12 protein-coding genes are annotated in these 15,230 nt (G+C 71.3%); 6 read left to right on the forward strand and 6 right to left on the reverse strand.

The genetic code is table 11. From position 1 onward, the window contains the following. Window positions 1–23 precede the first annotated feature (23 nt). The 4 genes from WME85_RS34185 (at window position 24) to WME85_RS34200 (ending at window position 6,825) form a co-directional block, all read left to right on the forward strand. Window positions 24–857 carry a PspA/IM30 family protein gene (locus WME85_RS34185; protein WP_437827302.1) on the forward strand — a complete coding sequence of 278 codons (834 nt, stop codon included), beginning with the start codon at window positions 24–26 and terminating at the stop codon, window positions 855–857. A 13-nt stretch (window positions 858–870) separates the two neighbouring features. After that, window positions 871–3,693 carry a cation-translocating P-type ATPase gene (locus WME85_RS34190; RefSeq protein WP_437827303.1) on the forward strand — a complete coding sequence of 941 codons (2,823 nt, stop codon included), beginning with the start codon at window positions 871–873 and terminating at the stop codon, window positions 3,691–3,693. A 160-nt stretch (window positions 3,694–3,853) separates the two neighbouring features. Next, entirely contained in the window at window positions 3,854–5,827 is a 1,974-nt protein-coding gene (locus WME85_RS34195; RefSeq protein WP_437827304.1) for a hypothetical protein, read from the forward strand. Window positions 5,828–5,964: 137 nt separating this feature from the next. After that, window positions 5,965–6,825: a hypothetical protein gene (locus WME85_RS34200; protein ID WP_437827305.1), complete on the forward strand. Its 861-nt coding sequence runs from the start codon at window positions 5,965–5,967 to the stop codon at window positions 6,823–6,825. Window positions 6,826–6,844: 19 nt separating this feature from the next. On the opposite strand, the gene WME85_RS34205 is transcribed toward WME85_RS34200, so the two are convergent. From WME85_RS34205 to WME85_RS34215, 3 genes are all read right to left on the reverse strand, one after another. Further along, window positions 6,845–8,842: a serine/threonine protein kinase gene (locus WME85_RS34205; RefSeq protein ID WP_437827306.1), complete on the reverse strand. Its 1,998-nt coding sequence runs from the start codon at window positions 8,840–8,842 to the stop codon at window positions 6,845–6,847. Window positions 8,843–8,995: 153 nt separating this feature from the next. Then, window positions 8,996–9,745 (reverse strand): RNA polymerase sigma factor, encoded by a 750-nt coding sequence (locus tag WME85_RS34210; RefSeq protein ID WP_437827307.1) that lies wholly within the window; start codon window positions 9,743–9,745, stop codon window positions 8,996–8,998. A 102-nt stretch (window positions 9,746–9,847) separates the two neighbouring features. Continuing rightward, window positions 9,848–9,985: a hypothetical protein gene (locus WME85_RS34215; RefSeq protein ID WP_437827308.1), complete on the reverse strand. Its 138-nt coding sequence runs from the start codon at window positions 9,983–9,985 to the stop codon at window positions 9,848–9,850. A gap of 117 nt (window positions 9,986–10,102) precedes the next feature. On the opposite strand from WME85_RS34215, the gene WME85_RS34220 reads away from it, so the two are divergent. Together WME85_RS34220 and WME85_RS34225 are read left to right on the forward strand one after the other, a co-directional pair. Further along, window positions 10,103–10,492 carry a hypothetical protein gene (locus WME85_RS34220; protein WP_437827309.1) on the forward strand — a complete coding sequence of 130 codons (390 nt, stop codon included), beginning with the start codon at window positions 10,103–10,105 and terminating at the stop codon, window positions 10,490–10,492. A 2-nt stretch (window positions 10,493–10,494) separates the two neighbouring features. After that, window positions 10,495–11,520 carry a hypothetical protein gene (locus WME85_RS34225; protein ID WP_437827310.1) on the forward strand — a complete coding sequence of 342 codons (1,026 nt, stop codon included), beginning with the start codon at window positions 10,495–10,497 and terminating at the stop codon, window positions 11,518–11,520. A 193-nt stretch (window positions 11,521–11,713) separates the two neighbouring features. Here the strand turns inward: WME85_RS34225 and WME85_RS34230 are convergent, their stop codons facing one another. From WME85_RS34230 to WME85_RS34240, 3 genes are all read right to left on the reverse strand, one after another. Then, the gene (locus WME85_RS34230; RefSeq protein WP_437827311.1) at window positions 11,714–12,793 is read right to left on the reverse strand and encodes a hypothetical protein; all 1,080 of its coding nucleotides are present in this window, start codon (window positions 12,791–12,793) and stop codon (window positions 11,714–11,716) included. Between the two features lie 144 nt (window positions 12,794–12,937). Beyond that, complete coding sequence (locus WME85_RS34235) at window positions 12,938–14,050, reverse strand: hypothetical protein (protein ID WP_437827312.1); 1,113 nt, start codon at window positions 14,048–14,050, stop codon at window positions 12,938–12,940. A 40-nt stretch (window positions 14,051–14,090) separates the two neighbouring features. Further along, window positions 14,091–15,134 (reverse strand): hypothetical protein, encoded by a 1,044-nt coding sequence (locus WME85_RS34240; protein WP_437827313.1) that lies wholly within the window; start codon window positions 15,132–15,134, stop codon window positions 14,091–14,093. Between the last annotated feature and the right edge of the window lie 96 nt (window positions 15,135–15,230).

The raw sequence follows: 15,230 nt of genomic DNA on the forward strand, positions 1-15,230 counted from the left end.
TACCCGAGAGTTGGAGCTGATCTATGGGAATTTTCGCGCGCCTTGCGACCCTCATCAAGTCGAACCTGAACGACCTCATCAGCCGCTCGGAGGACCCCGAGAAGATGCTGAACCAGGTCGTCATCGACATGTCGAACCAGCTGATCGAGGCGAAGAAGCAGGTCGCCGTCTCGATCGCCGACGAGAAGCGGCTGGCCAAGCAGGCCGAGCAGGAGGCCGCGCTCGCCGCGGAGTGGGAGCGCAAGGCCATGCTCGCGATCAAGGCGGGGGACGACGGGCTGGCCAAGGAGGCGCTGAACCGCAAGAAGGAGCACGACCAGCTCGCCGCCACCTACAAGGACCAGTGGCAGAAGCAGAAGCAGGCGGTCGACCAGCTCAAGACGGCGCTGCGCCTCCTCAACAACAAGATCGAGGAGGCGAAGCGCAAGAAGAACGTGCTCATCGCCCGGAAGAAGCGGGCCGAGGCGCAGAAGGCGATCCAGGAGACCATGAGCGGTCTCAACAACGCCTCCGCCTTCGAGACGTTCGACCGGATGTCGAACAAGATCGACCAGATCGAGGCCGAGGCCGAGGCCGCGGGGGAGATCGCCGAGCAGTACACGGGCGACACGCTGGCGCACAAGTTCGGTCAGCTCGAGGCGACCGCGGGCGCGGACGAGGAGCTGCTCGCGCTCAAGCGGAAGATGGGCGTGCTGCCGCCCGAGCCGCCGCCCGCCGCGACGCCGCCGCAGGTGCGCGTGGCCGGGACGGGGGGCGCGCCGACCGGCATGCCCCAGGCCGAGCAGGACGAGCTCGCGGCGGCGATCGCGGAGCTCGAGGCCGAAGAACAACGTGAACAAGCCAGGATGAAGCGCTAGAGCACGACCGCCCATGAGCCAAGCCGCCACGGCGCTCCGCCGGCCCGAGTCGAACGCCGCTCCGCCTTCCGCCCCCATCCCCGTGCACGCCGAAGAGGTCGGCGCGTTCCTCGAGCGCGTCGGGGTGAGCTCGTCCGGCGGGCTCTCCGAGGACGAGGCCCAGAGGCGCCTCGCGGAGCACGGCAAGAACCGCCTCCCCGAGACGAAGAAGAAGAGCGCGCTCGTCCGGATCCTGGAGCAGTTCGCGAACCCGCTCGTGCTCACGCTCCTCGCCGCGGCGACGATCGCCGTGGTCGTGGGCTTCACCGCCGACAAGGCGGAGAGCTTCCTCCACAGGTTCGGCGACGCGATCGCGATCCTGCTCATCGTCATCCTGAACGCGTTCCTCGGCTACTACCAGGAGCGGCGCGCCGAGGCGGCCCTCGAGGCCCTCCAGAAGCTCAGCGCGCCGAACGCGCGCGTGCGCCGCGGCGGCAAGACCGTGGTCATCGCGGCCGAGGACGTCGCGCCCGGCGACATCATCGAGCTCGAGGCGGGCGACTCGATCCCGGCCGACGCGCGGCTCGTGCAGACGATCAGCTTCGCGACCGAGGAGGCGGCGCTGACGGGCGAGAGCGCGGCCGCGGTGAAGGACGCCCTCGCCCCCGTCGCGGGCGACGCGCCGCTCGGGGACCGGGTCACGATGGTCTTCACGGGCACGAGCGTCGTGCGCGGCAAGGGGCGCGCGGTGGTGACCGCGACCGGCGTGAACACCGAGCTCGGCCGCATCGGCGAGATGATCCGCTCGGTCGGCGACCAGAAGACGCCGCTCGAGGAGCGCCTCGACCGCTTCGGCTCGGTGATCCTGCGGGTGTGCCTGGGGCTCTCCGCGGTGCTGCTCGGCTGGGGGTTCATCCGGGGCGGCCGGCCGTGGCACGAGCTCCTGCTCGAGGGCGTGAGCCTCGCCGTGGCGGCCATCCCCGAGGGGCTGCCCGCGATCACGACGATCACGCTCGCGCTGGGCATGCAGCGCATGGCGCGGCGCGGGGCGATCGTGCGCAAGCTGCCCGCGGTCGAGACGCTCGGCGCCGCGACGATCATCGCGTCGGACAAGACGGGCACGCTCACCCAGAACGAGATGACCGTCCGGAACGTGTACGCGGGCGGCCGCAAGTACACGGTGACCGGCGAGGGGTACAACCCGGGCGGCGCGCTGCGCGACGAGTCCGGCGCGGAGGTCGTCGAGCTGTCGGCGCCCCTCACGTACCTGCTCGCGACGGCGGCGCTCTGCAACAACGCCTCCCTCAACGAGGACAAGGCGACCGGCCGGTGGAACATCGTCGGCGACCCGACCGAGGCGGCGCTGCTCACGCTCGCCGCGAAGGGCGACCTCTCGCGCGAGTCGGTGGCGCCGTCGCACGCGTTCGTGCACGAGCTGCCCTTCGACAGCGACCGGAAGCGGATGACGGTGATCACGCGGGACGATCGCGGCCGCGAGATCGCGCACGTGAAGGGGAGCGTCGACGTGCTCCTGCCGCTCTGCGTGAAGTTCGCCGACGACAAGGGCGTGCGCGCGCTGACCGAGGACGACCGGCGCGCGATCCTCGCCGAGGCCGATGGCATGAGCGCGTCCGCGCTGCGCGTGCTCGCGATCTGCCGCCGCGTCCGGGTCAGCCGCGACGAGGCCGACGTCGAGCGCGAGCTCACGTTCCTCGGCCTGGTCGGGATGATGGACCCGCCGCGGCAGGGGGTGAAGGAGGCGGTGGCCGAGTGCCGCCGCGCCGGCATCCGCGCCGTCATGATCACGGGCGACCACCGGCTCACCGCCACGGCGATCGCGAAGGAGATCGGGCTCTGGGACGAGGGCGACGAGGCGCTCAGCGGCGCGGAGCTCGCCGCGATGGGCGACGAGGAGCTCGCCCGGCGGATCATGCACCTGCGCGTCTTCGCCCGGACGACGGCGGAGCAGAAGCTCCGGCTGGTGCGGGCGTTCAAGGCGCACGGCCACATCGTGGCGATGACGGGCGACGGGGTGAACGACGCGCCCGCGCTGCGCGAGGCGCACATCGGCGTGGCGATGGGGCGCGGCGGCACCGACGTGGCGCGCCAGGCGGCGGACCTCGTGCTGGCGGACGACAACTTCGCGACCATCGTCGAGGCGGTGCGCGAGGGGCGCGCCATCTACCGCAACATCCAGAAGTTCATCTTCTTCCTCCTCTCGTCGAACATGGGCCTGCTCGTGGCGGTGTTCGTCGTCTCGTTCTTCGGCAAGTGGCCGCCGCTGACGCCGCTCATGATCCTCTGGATCAACCTCGTGACGAACGGCCTGCCGGCGCTCGCGCTCGGCATCGATCCGCCGGATCCGCAGCTCATGGCCGAGGCGCCGCGCCCGCGCGACGAGGGCCTGCTCGTGAAGCGCGACTACCTCGGGATCCTCTACGTCGGCGCGATCATGGGGCTCGCGGCCGTGGCGCTCTACGCGACGTCGGAGCAGACCGAGGACGCGCTGCTCCGCACGCGCGCCGTGGCCTTCTCGCTGCTCGCGCTGTCGCCGCTCTTCCACGCCTGGAGCTGCCGGAGCCCGGTGACGTCGATCTTCGCGTCGAAGCCGCTCGTCAGCCTGCCGCTCCTGCTGGCGGTCGCGGCGAGCGCGGCGATCCACCTGATCGCGCTGCTCGTGCCCGCGCTGCGCCCTGTCTTCCGCACCTACGCGATGTCCACGAACGAGTGGATGCTCCTGCTCGTCCTCTCGGCGCTCATCGTGCCGGCCGTCGAGATCGCAAAGCTCGTGTACCGCCGGATCCGCCCCGCCGACGCCGGCCCTGCCCGCCTCGCCGCGTCCACCCAGCCCCGCTGACCAGCCCGGTGTGGGCCGGCGTCGCCGGCCCCTCCTCCGCCGCGCCGAGGTAGCCGCCCGGGCCGCGCTCGGGCGCTGGCGCGCTCACGCGGGGCGATCCGGAAACAAAGTGCTCGTGGTAAGAACAAGCGGGCGCGGAAAGGCGTCCAAACCCGAGCTTATGAGACGTCGAACACCCAATTTCCGTGCGCCGGGGGTTCCCGCCCTCGGTTCTCGCCTCGCCGCGCTGGCGCCGGCCGCGCTGGTCGCGCTGGTCGCCCTGAACGCCGCCGCGCCCTCCCCCGCCCTCGCCGCCGGCGCGCCCCTCGCGGCGCCGCTGGTCGAGTCGAAGTGGCTCAAGCTCGACGGGGTCCCGAAGGAGTGGCCGGTGGCGCTCGTCTCCCTCGGCAACCGGGTGAAGGGCAAGCCGAGCAAGGCCGATCTCTCCGCGCAGGCGGCCATCGCCTATGACGACGCGCGCGTCTACGTGGCGGCCGACGTGACCGATGACGCGCTGCGCGGCGGCGCCGACCACGTGAAGCTCGTCCTCGGCTTCCCGGGCGGGAAGGTCCAGGAGGTCGCGCTGTACCCGGGCGAGCCGGGCAAGACCGCGGGCAGCGTCAAGCTCCCGGGCGGCAAGGCGGTGGCCGGGGCGAAGGTGGTCGAGGCGCCCCGGAGCGGCGGGTACACGCTGGAGGCGAGCATCCCCTGGTCGGCGTTCCCCGAGGCGGCGACGACCCGGGTCGGGCTGCGGGCGGGGTTCTTCGCCCACGACGTCGACGGCGGCGGGGGGGTCGACGCCGTCGTCGGCAGCGCCGCCTCGGAGGCGTACGCGTCGCTCTCGCCGCTCGCGACCGAGCCGGAGCTCGCGCTGGCCGACGGCCTCCTGCGGAGCAAGGGCATCCGCGGCGCCGCGAAGTACGACCTCGTCGCCGACGTCGCCGGGGACGCGATGCGCGAGCGGGTGATCGTCCACGAGCGCTACCTGATCGTCCTCGGCCCCGGGTTCCGGAAGGGCGCGCAGTACTACTTCGAGGACCTCGGGATCGACGCCAACGACGGGATGCTGCCGTCGCTCACGGCGCGCGACGTGACGGGCGACGGCCAGGCCGAGCTCATCCTGCGGAAGCGGTCCGGCAGCGGCGCCAAGTACCGCGAGGTGATGCACGTGCTGCAGTTCGGCGCCGGCGACACGCCGAAGCCGATCTTCCAGCACGAGGTCGCGATCGCGACGGACAAGGGCTCCGTGGTCAACGAGGTCGAGTTCGTCCCCGACGGCGCGAAGATGGCGATCCGCGTGGAGCCGGGCAAGGCGACCCGGTACGACGCGAGCAACTACGCGGAGGGGGTGGAGACGACGTACGACCCGCTGCTGTTGCCGTGGGGGTCGATCAAGTCGCAGCTCTACAAGCTGACGGGGGCGGTGTTCACGAAGGCCAGCGAGCAGAAGCAGGCCGCGGCCGCGGGGCCGCGTCCGGCGGCCGCGAGGCCCGAGGAGGCGCGGGGCGCGGCGAAGCCGCCCGCGCTCTCGCCGGCCGAGATGCTCGACAAGGTGTACGCGCTCTACCGGCGCGACCGGGGCGCCTCGTCGAGCAAGCCGCGGTTCGACCTGGGCGCCGACGTGGCGAGCGGCCGCGAGCCCGAGCGGGTGCTCCTGCACGACCGCGATCTCGTCGTGTTCGGCAAGGGCTTCCGGGGCGGCACGGGGTACGCGTTCATGACGCTGGCGCAGTTCGCCTCGCCGGCCGACATCCGCTCGGTGAGCGCGCGCGACCTGACCGGCGACGGGAAGGCGGAGATCATCGTCCACGGCACGGTGCGCGCGGCGGCGCCGAAGGAGGCGGGCGGCGGGACCGTGGACCGCGACGTGGTGCTCATCTTCCGGGTCGAGGGCGAGAGCATCCAGCGCATCTTCGCGGCCGAGGTCGCGCGCAGCGTCGGCGACAAGAAGGTCTCCGGAGAGCTCAAGTTCGTGCGCGTGGGCGACAAGGTGGGTATCGAGCTCGCCCCCGGGCGAGCCGTGGAGTGGACGGAGCAGACGTATCCCTTCAACCAGGACAAGGGGCCTGTCGGCGGCTTCGAGCCGCTGCTCTTGCCGTGGGGGGGAGCGCAGCCGGTGCGCTACGTCTGGAACGGGTCGCTCTTCGCGAAGTAGATCGACAGAGTACGCTCTCCCTGAGAATGTGAGACGAAAGGTTCCCCATCGTCGTAATGCGATGGATCAGGCCTTGAAAAGCGTCTCGCGCGCTCATCATTTCTTGTCTGTGTCGGAGCTGCCCAGTACAGGGAGCCATGGGCTCGACCCGGACCGCCTGGCATGTGATGCTCGCGTCGTTGCTGCGCCAGCGCCGCCCCCGCCACTTCCAGGTCCAGAGCGAGGTGCCCCTCGCGACCGAGCCGCCCCGCGCCGATTACCTCCTGCTCCGCAACGACGCGCCAGGCGAGGCCGGCGAGCCGGCCGGCACGTTGCGGAGGCTATGGCCGCTCTTGCCCAGAGAAACGATCGTCGAGTTCAAGAGCGTCCGGCGCACTTACCGCAGCCGCGACCTCGACCGGCTCTGGGGCTACCTGTCGCTGCACTATGCCGACGCCGCCGGCCGGCTCGGGCCGCGATCCGACCTCGCCGGCGTGGTGCTGCTGCCCTCGCGCAACAGGCCGCTCGACGTCGACGCTGCGGCGCTGGGCTTGACGTGGCGCGACCTCGCCGGCGGTTACTGGCAGCTCCGAGGGGGAGCGTTCGCGCTGTACGTGGTCGAGATCGACGTGGTGGCCGATGCCGAGGACGACGATCTGCTACACTTGTTCGGTCACCGCGGGGCGCGGACTGCCGAGGCTCGCCGGTGGCTGGCCCAGCAGGTAGGGGCGAAGGAGAGCGCGATGGCGATGCACGAGCTGGAGGGCTTCGACGAGGTGATGGCGAAGCTGCTGGCGACCCTGCCGGTGGAGACGGTGCTGGCGGCGTTACCGAGCGAGCAGGTGCTCGCCGCCTATACGCCAGAGCAGCGGATCGCGGGGCTCACCCCCGAGGAGCGGCTCCTCCTGGCTCCCGACGAGGTGCTGCGGCTGCTCCCCGAGGACTACGTGCGCTCGCTCCCGCCCGACGTGCAGGCGAAGATCCGCGCTCGGCGCGGCTCCCCGCCCGAAGACGCGTGACGGCGCGCGCAGCGGAGGCCTACCGCTCGTAGGCAAGACGGCGGCGACGGCGCCGTGCCGCCGACGCGGCCGCGAAGGCGAGGCCGAACAGGGCCAGGACGACGCCGCTCCAGGCGACCAGCCGCAGGCGCGGGTCGGCGTCGAGCGCGGTGGCCTCGTCGGCGCGGCTCTGGACGATGACCACGAGATCGGTGTGGCCAACCGGCGCGATCCCGGCGAGAAAGTCGCCGCCGTACTGCGCGGGATCGCGCTCGGCGAGCGGATCGCGCCAGTCGTCCACGGAGGCCACCCGATCGGGCGGCGGGAGCCGGAGCTGATCCAGCGCCGGCGCGCCGGGCGCTGGCCCCCCTGGCAGGAGCCCGCTCAGCGTCGCGCTGCGGAGCGAGGCGCTCTCGCCATGACCGAGGCCGTCGTGGACCAGCACCGTGAACTCGTCGCTCGCCGGAGCCGGACCGCCGCGCTCGCGGTCGCGGCGCGCGGCGAGCGCCGCGGACCGACGGCCGTCGCTGAGCTGGAGCGCACCGAGCCGGGAGTCCGTCGCGATGGTGGCGATGAGCGCCCCGGCGAACTCCCCGGAAGCGCCGCGGATGGGGGCCGCGAGGGCGAACTTGTACTGGTGGTCGGTCTCCGACCGGAAGGCGCGGGAGACATACGCCACGCCGGGATCCAGCCCCTCGGCGAGGCGCCGGGCGCCCTGGAAGTAATCGCGAAAGTCGTAGTTCCCCAGAGGCGCCGACGCCCGCGGCCAGTGCAGGAGGAGCACGCCCTCCCGATTGACGACGAACCAGGCCCCCAGCGAGGGGCCGCCGTCCCGGCCGACGTACGCCTTGCGGAGTTCATCGAGCGCCATGAGACGCGGCTGCTCCAGGAGCGCAGCGGCCCGCGGATCGGCGGCGGCGCGGGACACGAGCACGCCGTAGTGCGAGAGCTGAGCGAGCACCGCGCCGGCCACGGCCCGCGCCGCGTAGACGTTGCCCTCGAGCACCTCCTGCCGGCGCGCCGCCTGCTGGGCGCGCGCGGTGGCAACCGCGCCCGCGAACGCGAGCGTCGCGGCCAGCATCAGCGCCACCGCGGCCGGATGGCGGGCGCACCAGAGGAGCGCGCGCTCGACACGACCGGGGGAGCGGGCCACGACGGGCTCGTGGCGCAGCCAGCGCTCCAGGTCGTCGGCGAGCGCCTCGGCGGAGCCATAGCGGAGCTCGGGCTTCTTGCGGAGGCAGGTGAGGCAGATGGCCTCCAGATCGCGGGACAGGTCGCGGCGGAGGGCGCGCGGCGCGGCCGGGTCCTCTTCGATGGTGCGGCGCAACGACTGCATGGGTGTCGGGGCGTCGAAGGGGCGTTGCCCGGTGAGCAGCTCGTAGAGGATGACGCCGAGGCTGAAGATGTCGGCCGCCGCCGTGACCCGCTTCGCGAGGCCCTTCGCCTGCTCCGGCGCCATGTAGCCGGGCGTTCCCACGCGGTCGCCGGTCATGGTGCCGCCCTCGTGACCGAGCTGCTTGGCCACCCCGAAGTCCGCCACGCAAGGCTCCCCGTCCTTGTCGAAGAGGATGTTCGCGGGCTTCAGGTCGCGGTGCAGGATGTGGCGGCGGTGGGCCTCGTGGACGGTGCGGGCGAGCTTCGCGACCAGCCCGGCGGCGCGGCGCGGGTCGCGGTAGTGCTCGAGGCGGTCGGTGAGCGTACCGCCGGCCATGAACTTCATCGTGAAGTAGGCGCGCCCCTCGTGCTCGCCGACATCGTAGATCGGCACGATGTTGGGGTGATCCAGCCGGGAGACGACCGCAATCTCGCGCTGGAACAGCCGCACCGCGGCGTCGCTCGCGAAGGGGCCGCTCCGGAGCATCTTGAGGGCGACGGTGCGATGATCGGCGAGGACCTGTCGGGCCCGGTAGACGACGCCCATGCCGCCTTCGCCGAGGAGCTCGAGGATCTCGTAGGCGCCGAGGCGCAACGACGGGAGGGGGCTACCCTCCTGGCCAGGCGGGTCGGGCTCGGACCGCGGTGCGCGGCCGTCGATCACGCGGGCGATCAGGCAGGATGGGCAGAGTCCATGCGGCGCATCTTGCGGCATCTCCGACCGGCATGTCGGGCAGGCGCGGACCGTCGGGGCCAGGGCGGCAGCGGCGTCAGTTCGAGGAGCCATCACCCGTCATTCCGGATCCCGCCGTGAAGGTTACCGTCCATCGACGGAACCTCCCCCGAGCGACGAGAGCAGGGATCGCAGCTCCTCGTCCACGTCCTGCACGCGCGCGACCGTGCGCGCCACCTCCTCGCGAAGGTTCCGCTCGTAGCGGTCGTACAGGCGGGAAGTCGCGGTCTTCACCGCCTCCACGCTCATCCCGAGCGACGCCGCGACCTCCTTGTGCGGTCGCTCGTCGCCTTCCCCGGAGAGCCGCCCCTTGAGCGCTTCGAAGAGCCGCGCCTGGCCGGCCTGCGCATACTGGTCCTGCAGCACCGCGAGCGTTCGTTCGAGCAGGACAAGGGCGAAGCGCCGCTCGTAGAGCGCCTCCGGCGTGAGCACGTGCGCCGGCTCTGCCTGATAACGCCGCTCCGCGCCGTCCGCGTCGAAGCCGCGGAGCGCGGCGTCGCCGCCGCGCTTCTGGGCGCGGGCGCGCTCGCGCTCGTTCGCGACGTAGTGCTTGACGCACGCGACGAGCCACGAGCGGAATCGCCCGCGGTCCTGGTCGGCCACCGAGAGATCGTTCCTCTCGAGGAGGCGCGCGAAGAAGCCCTGGGTCAGGTCCCGCGCCTCGTCGGCCGGCGCGCCGCGGCGGCGCACGAAGGCGTAGACGGGATACCAGTACAGCTCGCAGAGCGTGGCGAGGGCCTGCCGCCCCTCGGGGGTGAGCGGCTGGCCGGCCCGCCCGACCAGCCCCCAGGAGGTCTGGGGGAAGCGGTGAGGTGGGTCGGCGGGCGCAGGCATGGGAATGGCCATCGTAACGGCAACCACCGGAGCTGTGGAAAGTACTTTTGTCGGGGACCGCGCCCGCGGGGACCGCTGCCGCCGCTGCCGTTCAGCGCCGGGTCACCCGGTGGGTTCGGGGAGGCAGCAGACGGTGGTCGGGTACGGCTCGCCGCCGGCCGGGTCGCAGAACCCCACCTGGTTGATCTCCAATTCGGCGCGGATGCTGCCGAGCGCCGCACCATCCTGCTCGGGACGCATGCAGCGATCGACCTCACCGGCCGTCACCGTCGTCGTCCCGAGGAGCGACCTCGATCACCGTTGACGCCGCCCTCCCGGCGGGAGAACGGATGCGGCCATCCGAATAAAGAGGAAAGCATGGGAGACCGCTTGGAGACCGCGTGCGCGTTCGTGCTGTGCGGCGGGTTCGTGATGGTGCTCGCGTCGGCGTGCGACTTGTCCTACACCTGCGACACGGTGGAGACGGGAAGCGCGGGTGCTGGATATCCGACAGAATCCGCAGGGGCGGGAGATTTCCCGAACAACGGCGAAGGAGACGAAGAAGTGGGAAGCGCACAGCTTGAGATGGCGGGGGCCTGCTCGCCGAGCAACACATGCACCGACATGTTCGAAGCCTGCCAGGCCAAGGGTTACCCGTGCACTCGTCAGATCGAGTACAAAAAGACTCTCTGTGCGATTTGCCAGAGAAACTGCGTCAACAAGCATCCATACAAGTACGCTGAATGTTACGAGTGTGGATTTGAGTGACCATGACTGATCGTCCGACCCTTCGCAATGCGATCCATGTTGCCTTCGATACGCCTACAGCGGAGCAGCTGTCGCGCATGGGCGCGTCCAGCGTCGTGCCTGCGTCTGATTGCCTCGTCATCGGTCCGAGCCGCCAGGACGCCGAGGAGCATGCCCGCGCGCGTGAGACGTTCTGGGCTTCGTCCGAGAAGTTCGACCGGCTATATTCGTCGAAGATCAGCTGGAAACCGCCAGTTGTCTTGTGGGCGTCGTCGGGCGTGCACGAGCGGGTGAACCTGTGGCGAGCCTGTAGCTGGTTGCGCCGGCTCGGAGTCTCGTACGATCAGGTGGCGGTTGTCGATTTCGAGCCACTGGTCATCTCGCGTGACCTTGACGAGCCAGCGCCAATGTTCGAATGTACGGATTCGGTGTCTGATCGCCCTGACGCGATTCTTCTAGAGCGCCTCGACAAGGCTCAACCCTGGCCACGCGAACGCTACGATCTCGCCGTGCAACTCTGGACGATGTACACCGGCGCGGATCCCCTGCCCTTCGTTGAAAGTTGCGTGCGTGGCGTGGAAGGGTTCCCCGAGCTCGCGTCCTTGTGGGCCCTGCTCTCCTGCTTTCATGCAAGGAGGACCCCGGACGGTCGCCTGCTCTTGAGCCGATTCGACGAGTTCTTGCTGGAGCTCCTGTCAGAGGAATGGCGGACGCCGCTTGCCGTGTTCTGCCATAAGTCGCAGCAGGGAACGGAGCTCCGTGGGTTCCTGTCATATACAGGAGATCTGTTTCTTGCCGATCGCCTGAATCATTGGGCGGACCATGATGCAAGCGCGGCTGTGGCGCGTGCGCCTGGGCCGAAGCCGCCTGACGCTGGTTACCCGATGCTCTCGGAAGTCTATCGCCTCACCGAACGTGGCACGCGACTCCGTGACAAGGGACTCGAACAGCTCACGGATGCGCCAAGCCTGCCCATCGCCGGGACCGCGGCGTACTCGGCTTCAGCCCCCTGGGTGCTGCTCGAAGATGGACGGCTCGCTCGGCTGTGAGGGGTAGCAGCGGCTCCGGCCAGCGCGCCGTCCCCTCCGGCTCGGAGGTGCCTGGTAGCGCCGCTCCGCGTCGAAGCCGCGGAGCGCTGCGGAGCTGACCGATCCCGAGGCGGCGGGGTTTCGTGAGGCTGGATTGGTTCCGCGGAGGCCGATCACCTCCGGGCGGCGCCGGCCTCAAGGACCTACCGCACCCTCACCCGGTGGGTTCGGGGAGGCAGCAGACGGTGGTCGGGTACGGCTCGCCGCCGGCCGGCTCGCAGAGCCCCAGCTCGTTGACGTCCCATTCGGCGCGGATGCTGCCGAGCGCCGCCCCGTCCTCCTCGGGACGCAGGCACCGATCCGCCCCGCCGGCCGTCACCGGCGTCGTCCCGAGGAGCGCGCCCTCGCTACACGCGCGATCCGAGTAGGCGCTCACCCGCGCGACGCACTTCCTCGGCGTGCGGCTGGGCACGCAGACGCACGGCTCGCAGCTCTGCTCAAGGTCTCGATCATAGAAGGTGAGCTTGTCCGAGAACCTGGGCCGCTCCCCGGGACCGGCGGGCGGATAGCATTCGTGAGGCCCCTCGTACTGCGAGATCATGCAGTACCGCCACCCGGGGGGCACGTTGGTCTCTTGCTGGTCGACCATGCACACGTCGCCGATCTCCGGACACCGGTTGCTCGTCACGACGCCACTGCACGCGACCGCGATCTTCGCAGGGCTCTTCGGTGGAGAGGGCTCGCCCACGGTGGAGGGCGTGCACGAGCCATCCGGCCCGGGCGCGATCCAGATCGCGCTGAACGCCTCTGCCGGCACGGTCCCCGGAGACGTGCATTCGCCTTGCCAGTTCCACGGCGGATTGAACGGCCTGAGCATCTCCGCAGGGGTGTTCTCGCACGATGCATCCGAGTGCGCCGCAACGATCTCCGGCATGGAGCAGTACGGAACGCTACAAATGCACTTGGGACAGGGCTCGTCGCCCGGCAGCAGCGTCCGGAACCGGAAGGACGTCCTCGAGGCGATTTGCACCGTATCGCGGCTCTGGAGGTCGAGGCCGGTGAGGTCCTCGCACGCCGGCTCGGGGTCGTCAGCGTCTCCGATCCACAGGAGCATCGGCTTGTGAAAGCTGTCCATCGGTTGTATCACGCATTTCCCGGCGCAGACGCCGTTGCTCGTGCCGTCCTCGTTGGTGATGAGGCATGGATTCCACGGCGAGCCGCACGGCGGCTCCGCGCTGCCGCAGCCGCCCGCGACCAGCGCGCCGCCCAGGCTCCCCAGCGGCAGCGAGATCAACCCGCGCAGGAGCCAACACCTTCTGTTCCACCTCATCGCGACCTCACCGCCTCCCCCACGCGCTCCCGAGGAGCCCGCGAACCGTCGGTTGGCTCCTGCCGCGGGCGGTGCGCCCGCCGCCCGCCGGTGTTCTCGACCAGGCCGTCACAGCGCCTCCAGCACCTTCGGCAGACAGCAGACCGTCTTGGCCCTGCCGTTCACCTTGTCGTCGGGTTTACCGCGCGTCGGCTTGCACGTCCCGGGCTCGTTCGAGAGCCACGTTGCGCTCACGCTGGCCAAGCTGGAGGTCGGCTCAGGAACCACGCAAATCCCACGCTCGTTCACATCGATGCTGACGAGCATGTCGCTGCAGGCGCCGTCCTCCCAGGCGACCACGTGCGCCTCGCACCGGCTCGTCGCCGGCGCCTCGCAGGTGCACGGCGAGCACGCGGGCACGGTCACCAGGTTCACGTAGAACACCCCCAGCTTGTCCGAGAAGACCTTCCGAGGGTCCGCCCCTCCCTCGGGCTGCTGGCAGCCGAGCTCCCCCTCCGCGACGATGCAGTGGCGCCAGCCGTCAGGCAGATGGGCCGGCTGCTGCTCGAGCATGCAGAGCTCCCCCTTTCCCGGACACAGCTCGTCCTCCACCACACCGCTGCACCCGACGGCGACCTCGCCCACGCCTCCCGAGAGGGGCTGCGGGGGCTCCTCGGCCACGATCGGCGTGCACGGCTCCCAGATCGCCGGACCGATCGAGAGCGAGCCGAGCTGCTCCGCCGCCACCGTGCCGGGCGACACACACGAGCCGTCCCAGCCTGCCGGCGGGAGGAACGACGTCTGCGTCCCCGCGCTGCCGTCGCCGCACGCCTCGATCGACCTCGCCGTCACGGTCTGCGGGAGCGCGCACGCCGGCGCCGTGCACGCGCACGGGGGGCAGTCATGCGCCGGCTCCGGCATGGCCCACGCGAAGAGCGACCGCGTGGCGCCGACGAACGGGATCCGCTCGCCGGTCCCGGGGACGACCCGCACGAGCTCGGCGCATGACGCCGGCGCGAGCGCCTCGGACCCCATCCAGACGAGCATCGGCGCGCCGAAGGAGTCCGGCGGCGCGTGGACGCACTGCCCCCAGCAGTGCCCGTTGCTGGTGCCGTCTTCGTTCCAGATCTCGCACGCAACCGCCTCCGCGCAGTCGTACGCCCCGGCGCCGCCGCACCCGCTGGCCGCCACCACCCCTCCGAAGCCGAGGAGCCAACGCCCTGCCCCCCTTCTCTGCCGCACGCTCCGCATCAGCACTGCTCCTTCCGGCTCCAGCGCAGCCTCACCAGCTGCCGGAGAAGATCACGCCCCCACCCTGCGCCGCCGCGAGCGGCGCCGCGCGCACAGCGCGCTTTCCCGGCTCCGGCGCCCACAGCAGCGACGAGAGCGCGACCGCGCCGACGACGCCGGCGCCGAGGAAGCTCCCCCATGCGGCGGCCTTCAGCGTGCCGCGCGCGTCGTTCATCTCGAGCAGCACACCGCACGGCTCGGAGTATGCCTTGGACAAGCACGCCGCCCCCCCGTTGCGCTCGCGGATCTGGGCAGCCTGCGCCTCCGCCTCGGCGCCGCGCACCGCCGCTGCCACGGCGAAGGCCGTGCCCAGCACAACGCCGGCCGACGCGAGCGCGATCCCGCCGACGCGGAACACCTTCCCCGCCGACGGGCCGCTGGGCGCCGCCGGCGCGGCAGCGGCCGGAACAGGCGCGACCGGCGCCACGGCCGGCGGCGGGGGCTTGACCTCCAGGTGAAGGCCGATCATCGACTCCCGGCCCCGCTGCGCCTCGAAAGGATAGGTGTCCTCGACATACCCCTCGAGCCGGGCGCTCGCCTCGTGCCGCCCCGGATCGAGGTAGACGAAGTACGTGGCCTGCCCGCGGCCGATCCGGCGGCCGTCGATGAACACCTCGGCCTCGGGCCGGCTCACCGCGACGGTCGCGGACGAGACCTCGCGCTCGGCGCGCTCGAGCCCTTCCGAGAAGCGCCGCCGGGCCGCCGCCGCGAGCGTCTCCGGATACAGCAGCGCTTCCCGCAGGTGCTCCGCCGCGTCCCGGAACCGCCCGAGCGCGAGCTCGCAGAGGCCGAGCTCCCCCGCGAACTCCGGCCGAGGCTCCGCCGCCCACGCGGCGCGGTACGACGCCTCGGCCTCGTCCCACCGCCTCGCGCGCCGCTCACGCTCGCCCCGCGCGAACGCCTCCTCGGCCCTGGAGCGCGCCTCGGCCGCTCCGGACGGTGCGGCAGGCGGCCCCTCGCAGGCGGCGATCGCCGCGCGACTCCACACGACGGATGCAGCGGCCACCGCGAGGAGCAACCGGCCTGTGGACCCCATCCACTCGGCACCCTACGCGGTGGGTCTCTTTGCGGTCAAGCCGTCATGACGCGGAGAAAACAGCAAAATCGACTCACTCATCAGGCAATCCGAGAG

Source organism: Sorangium sp. So ce1153, assembly GCF_051521595.1.
Taxonomy (GTDB): domain Bacteria; phylum Myxococcota_A; class Polyangia; order Polyangiales; family Polyangiaceae; genus Sorangium.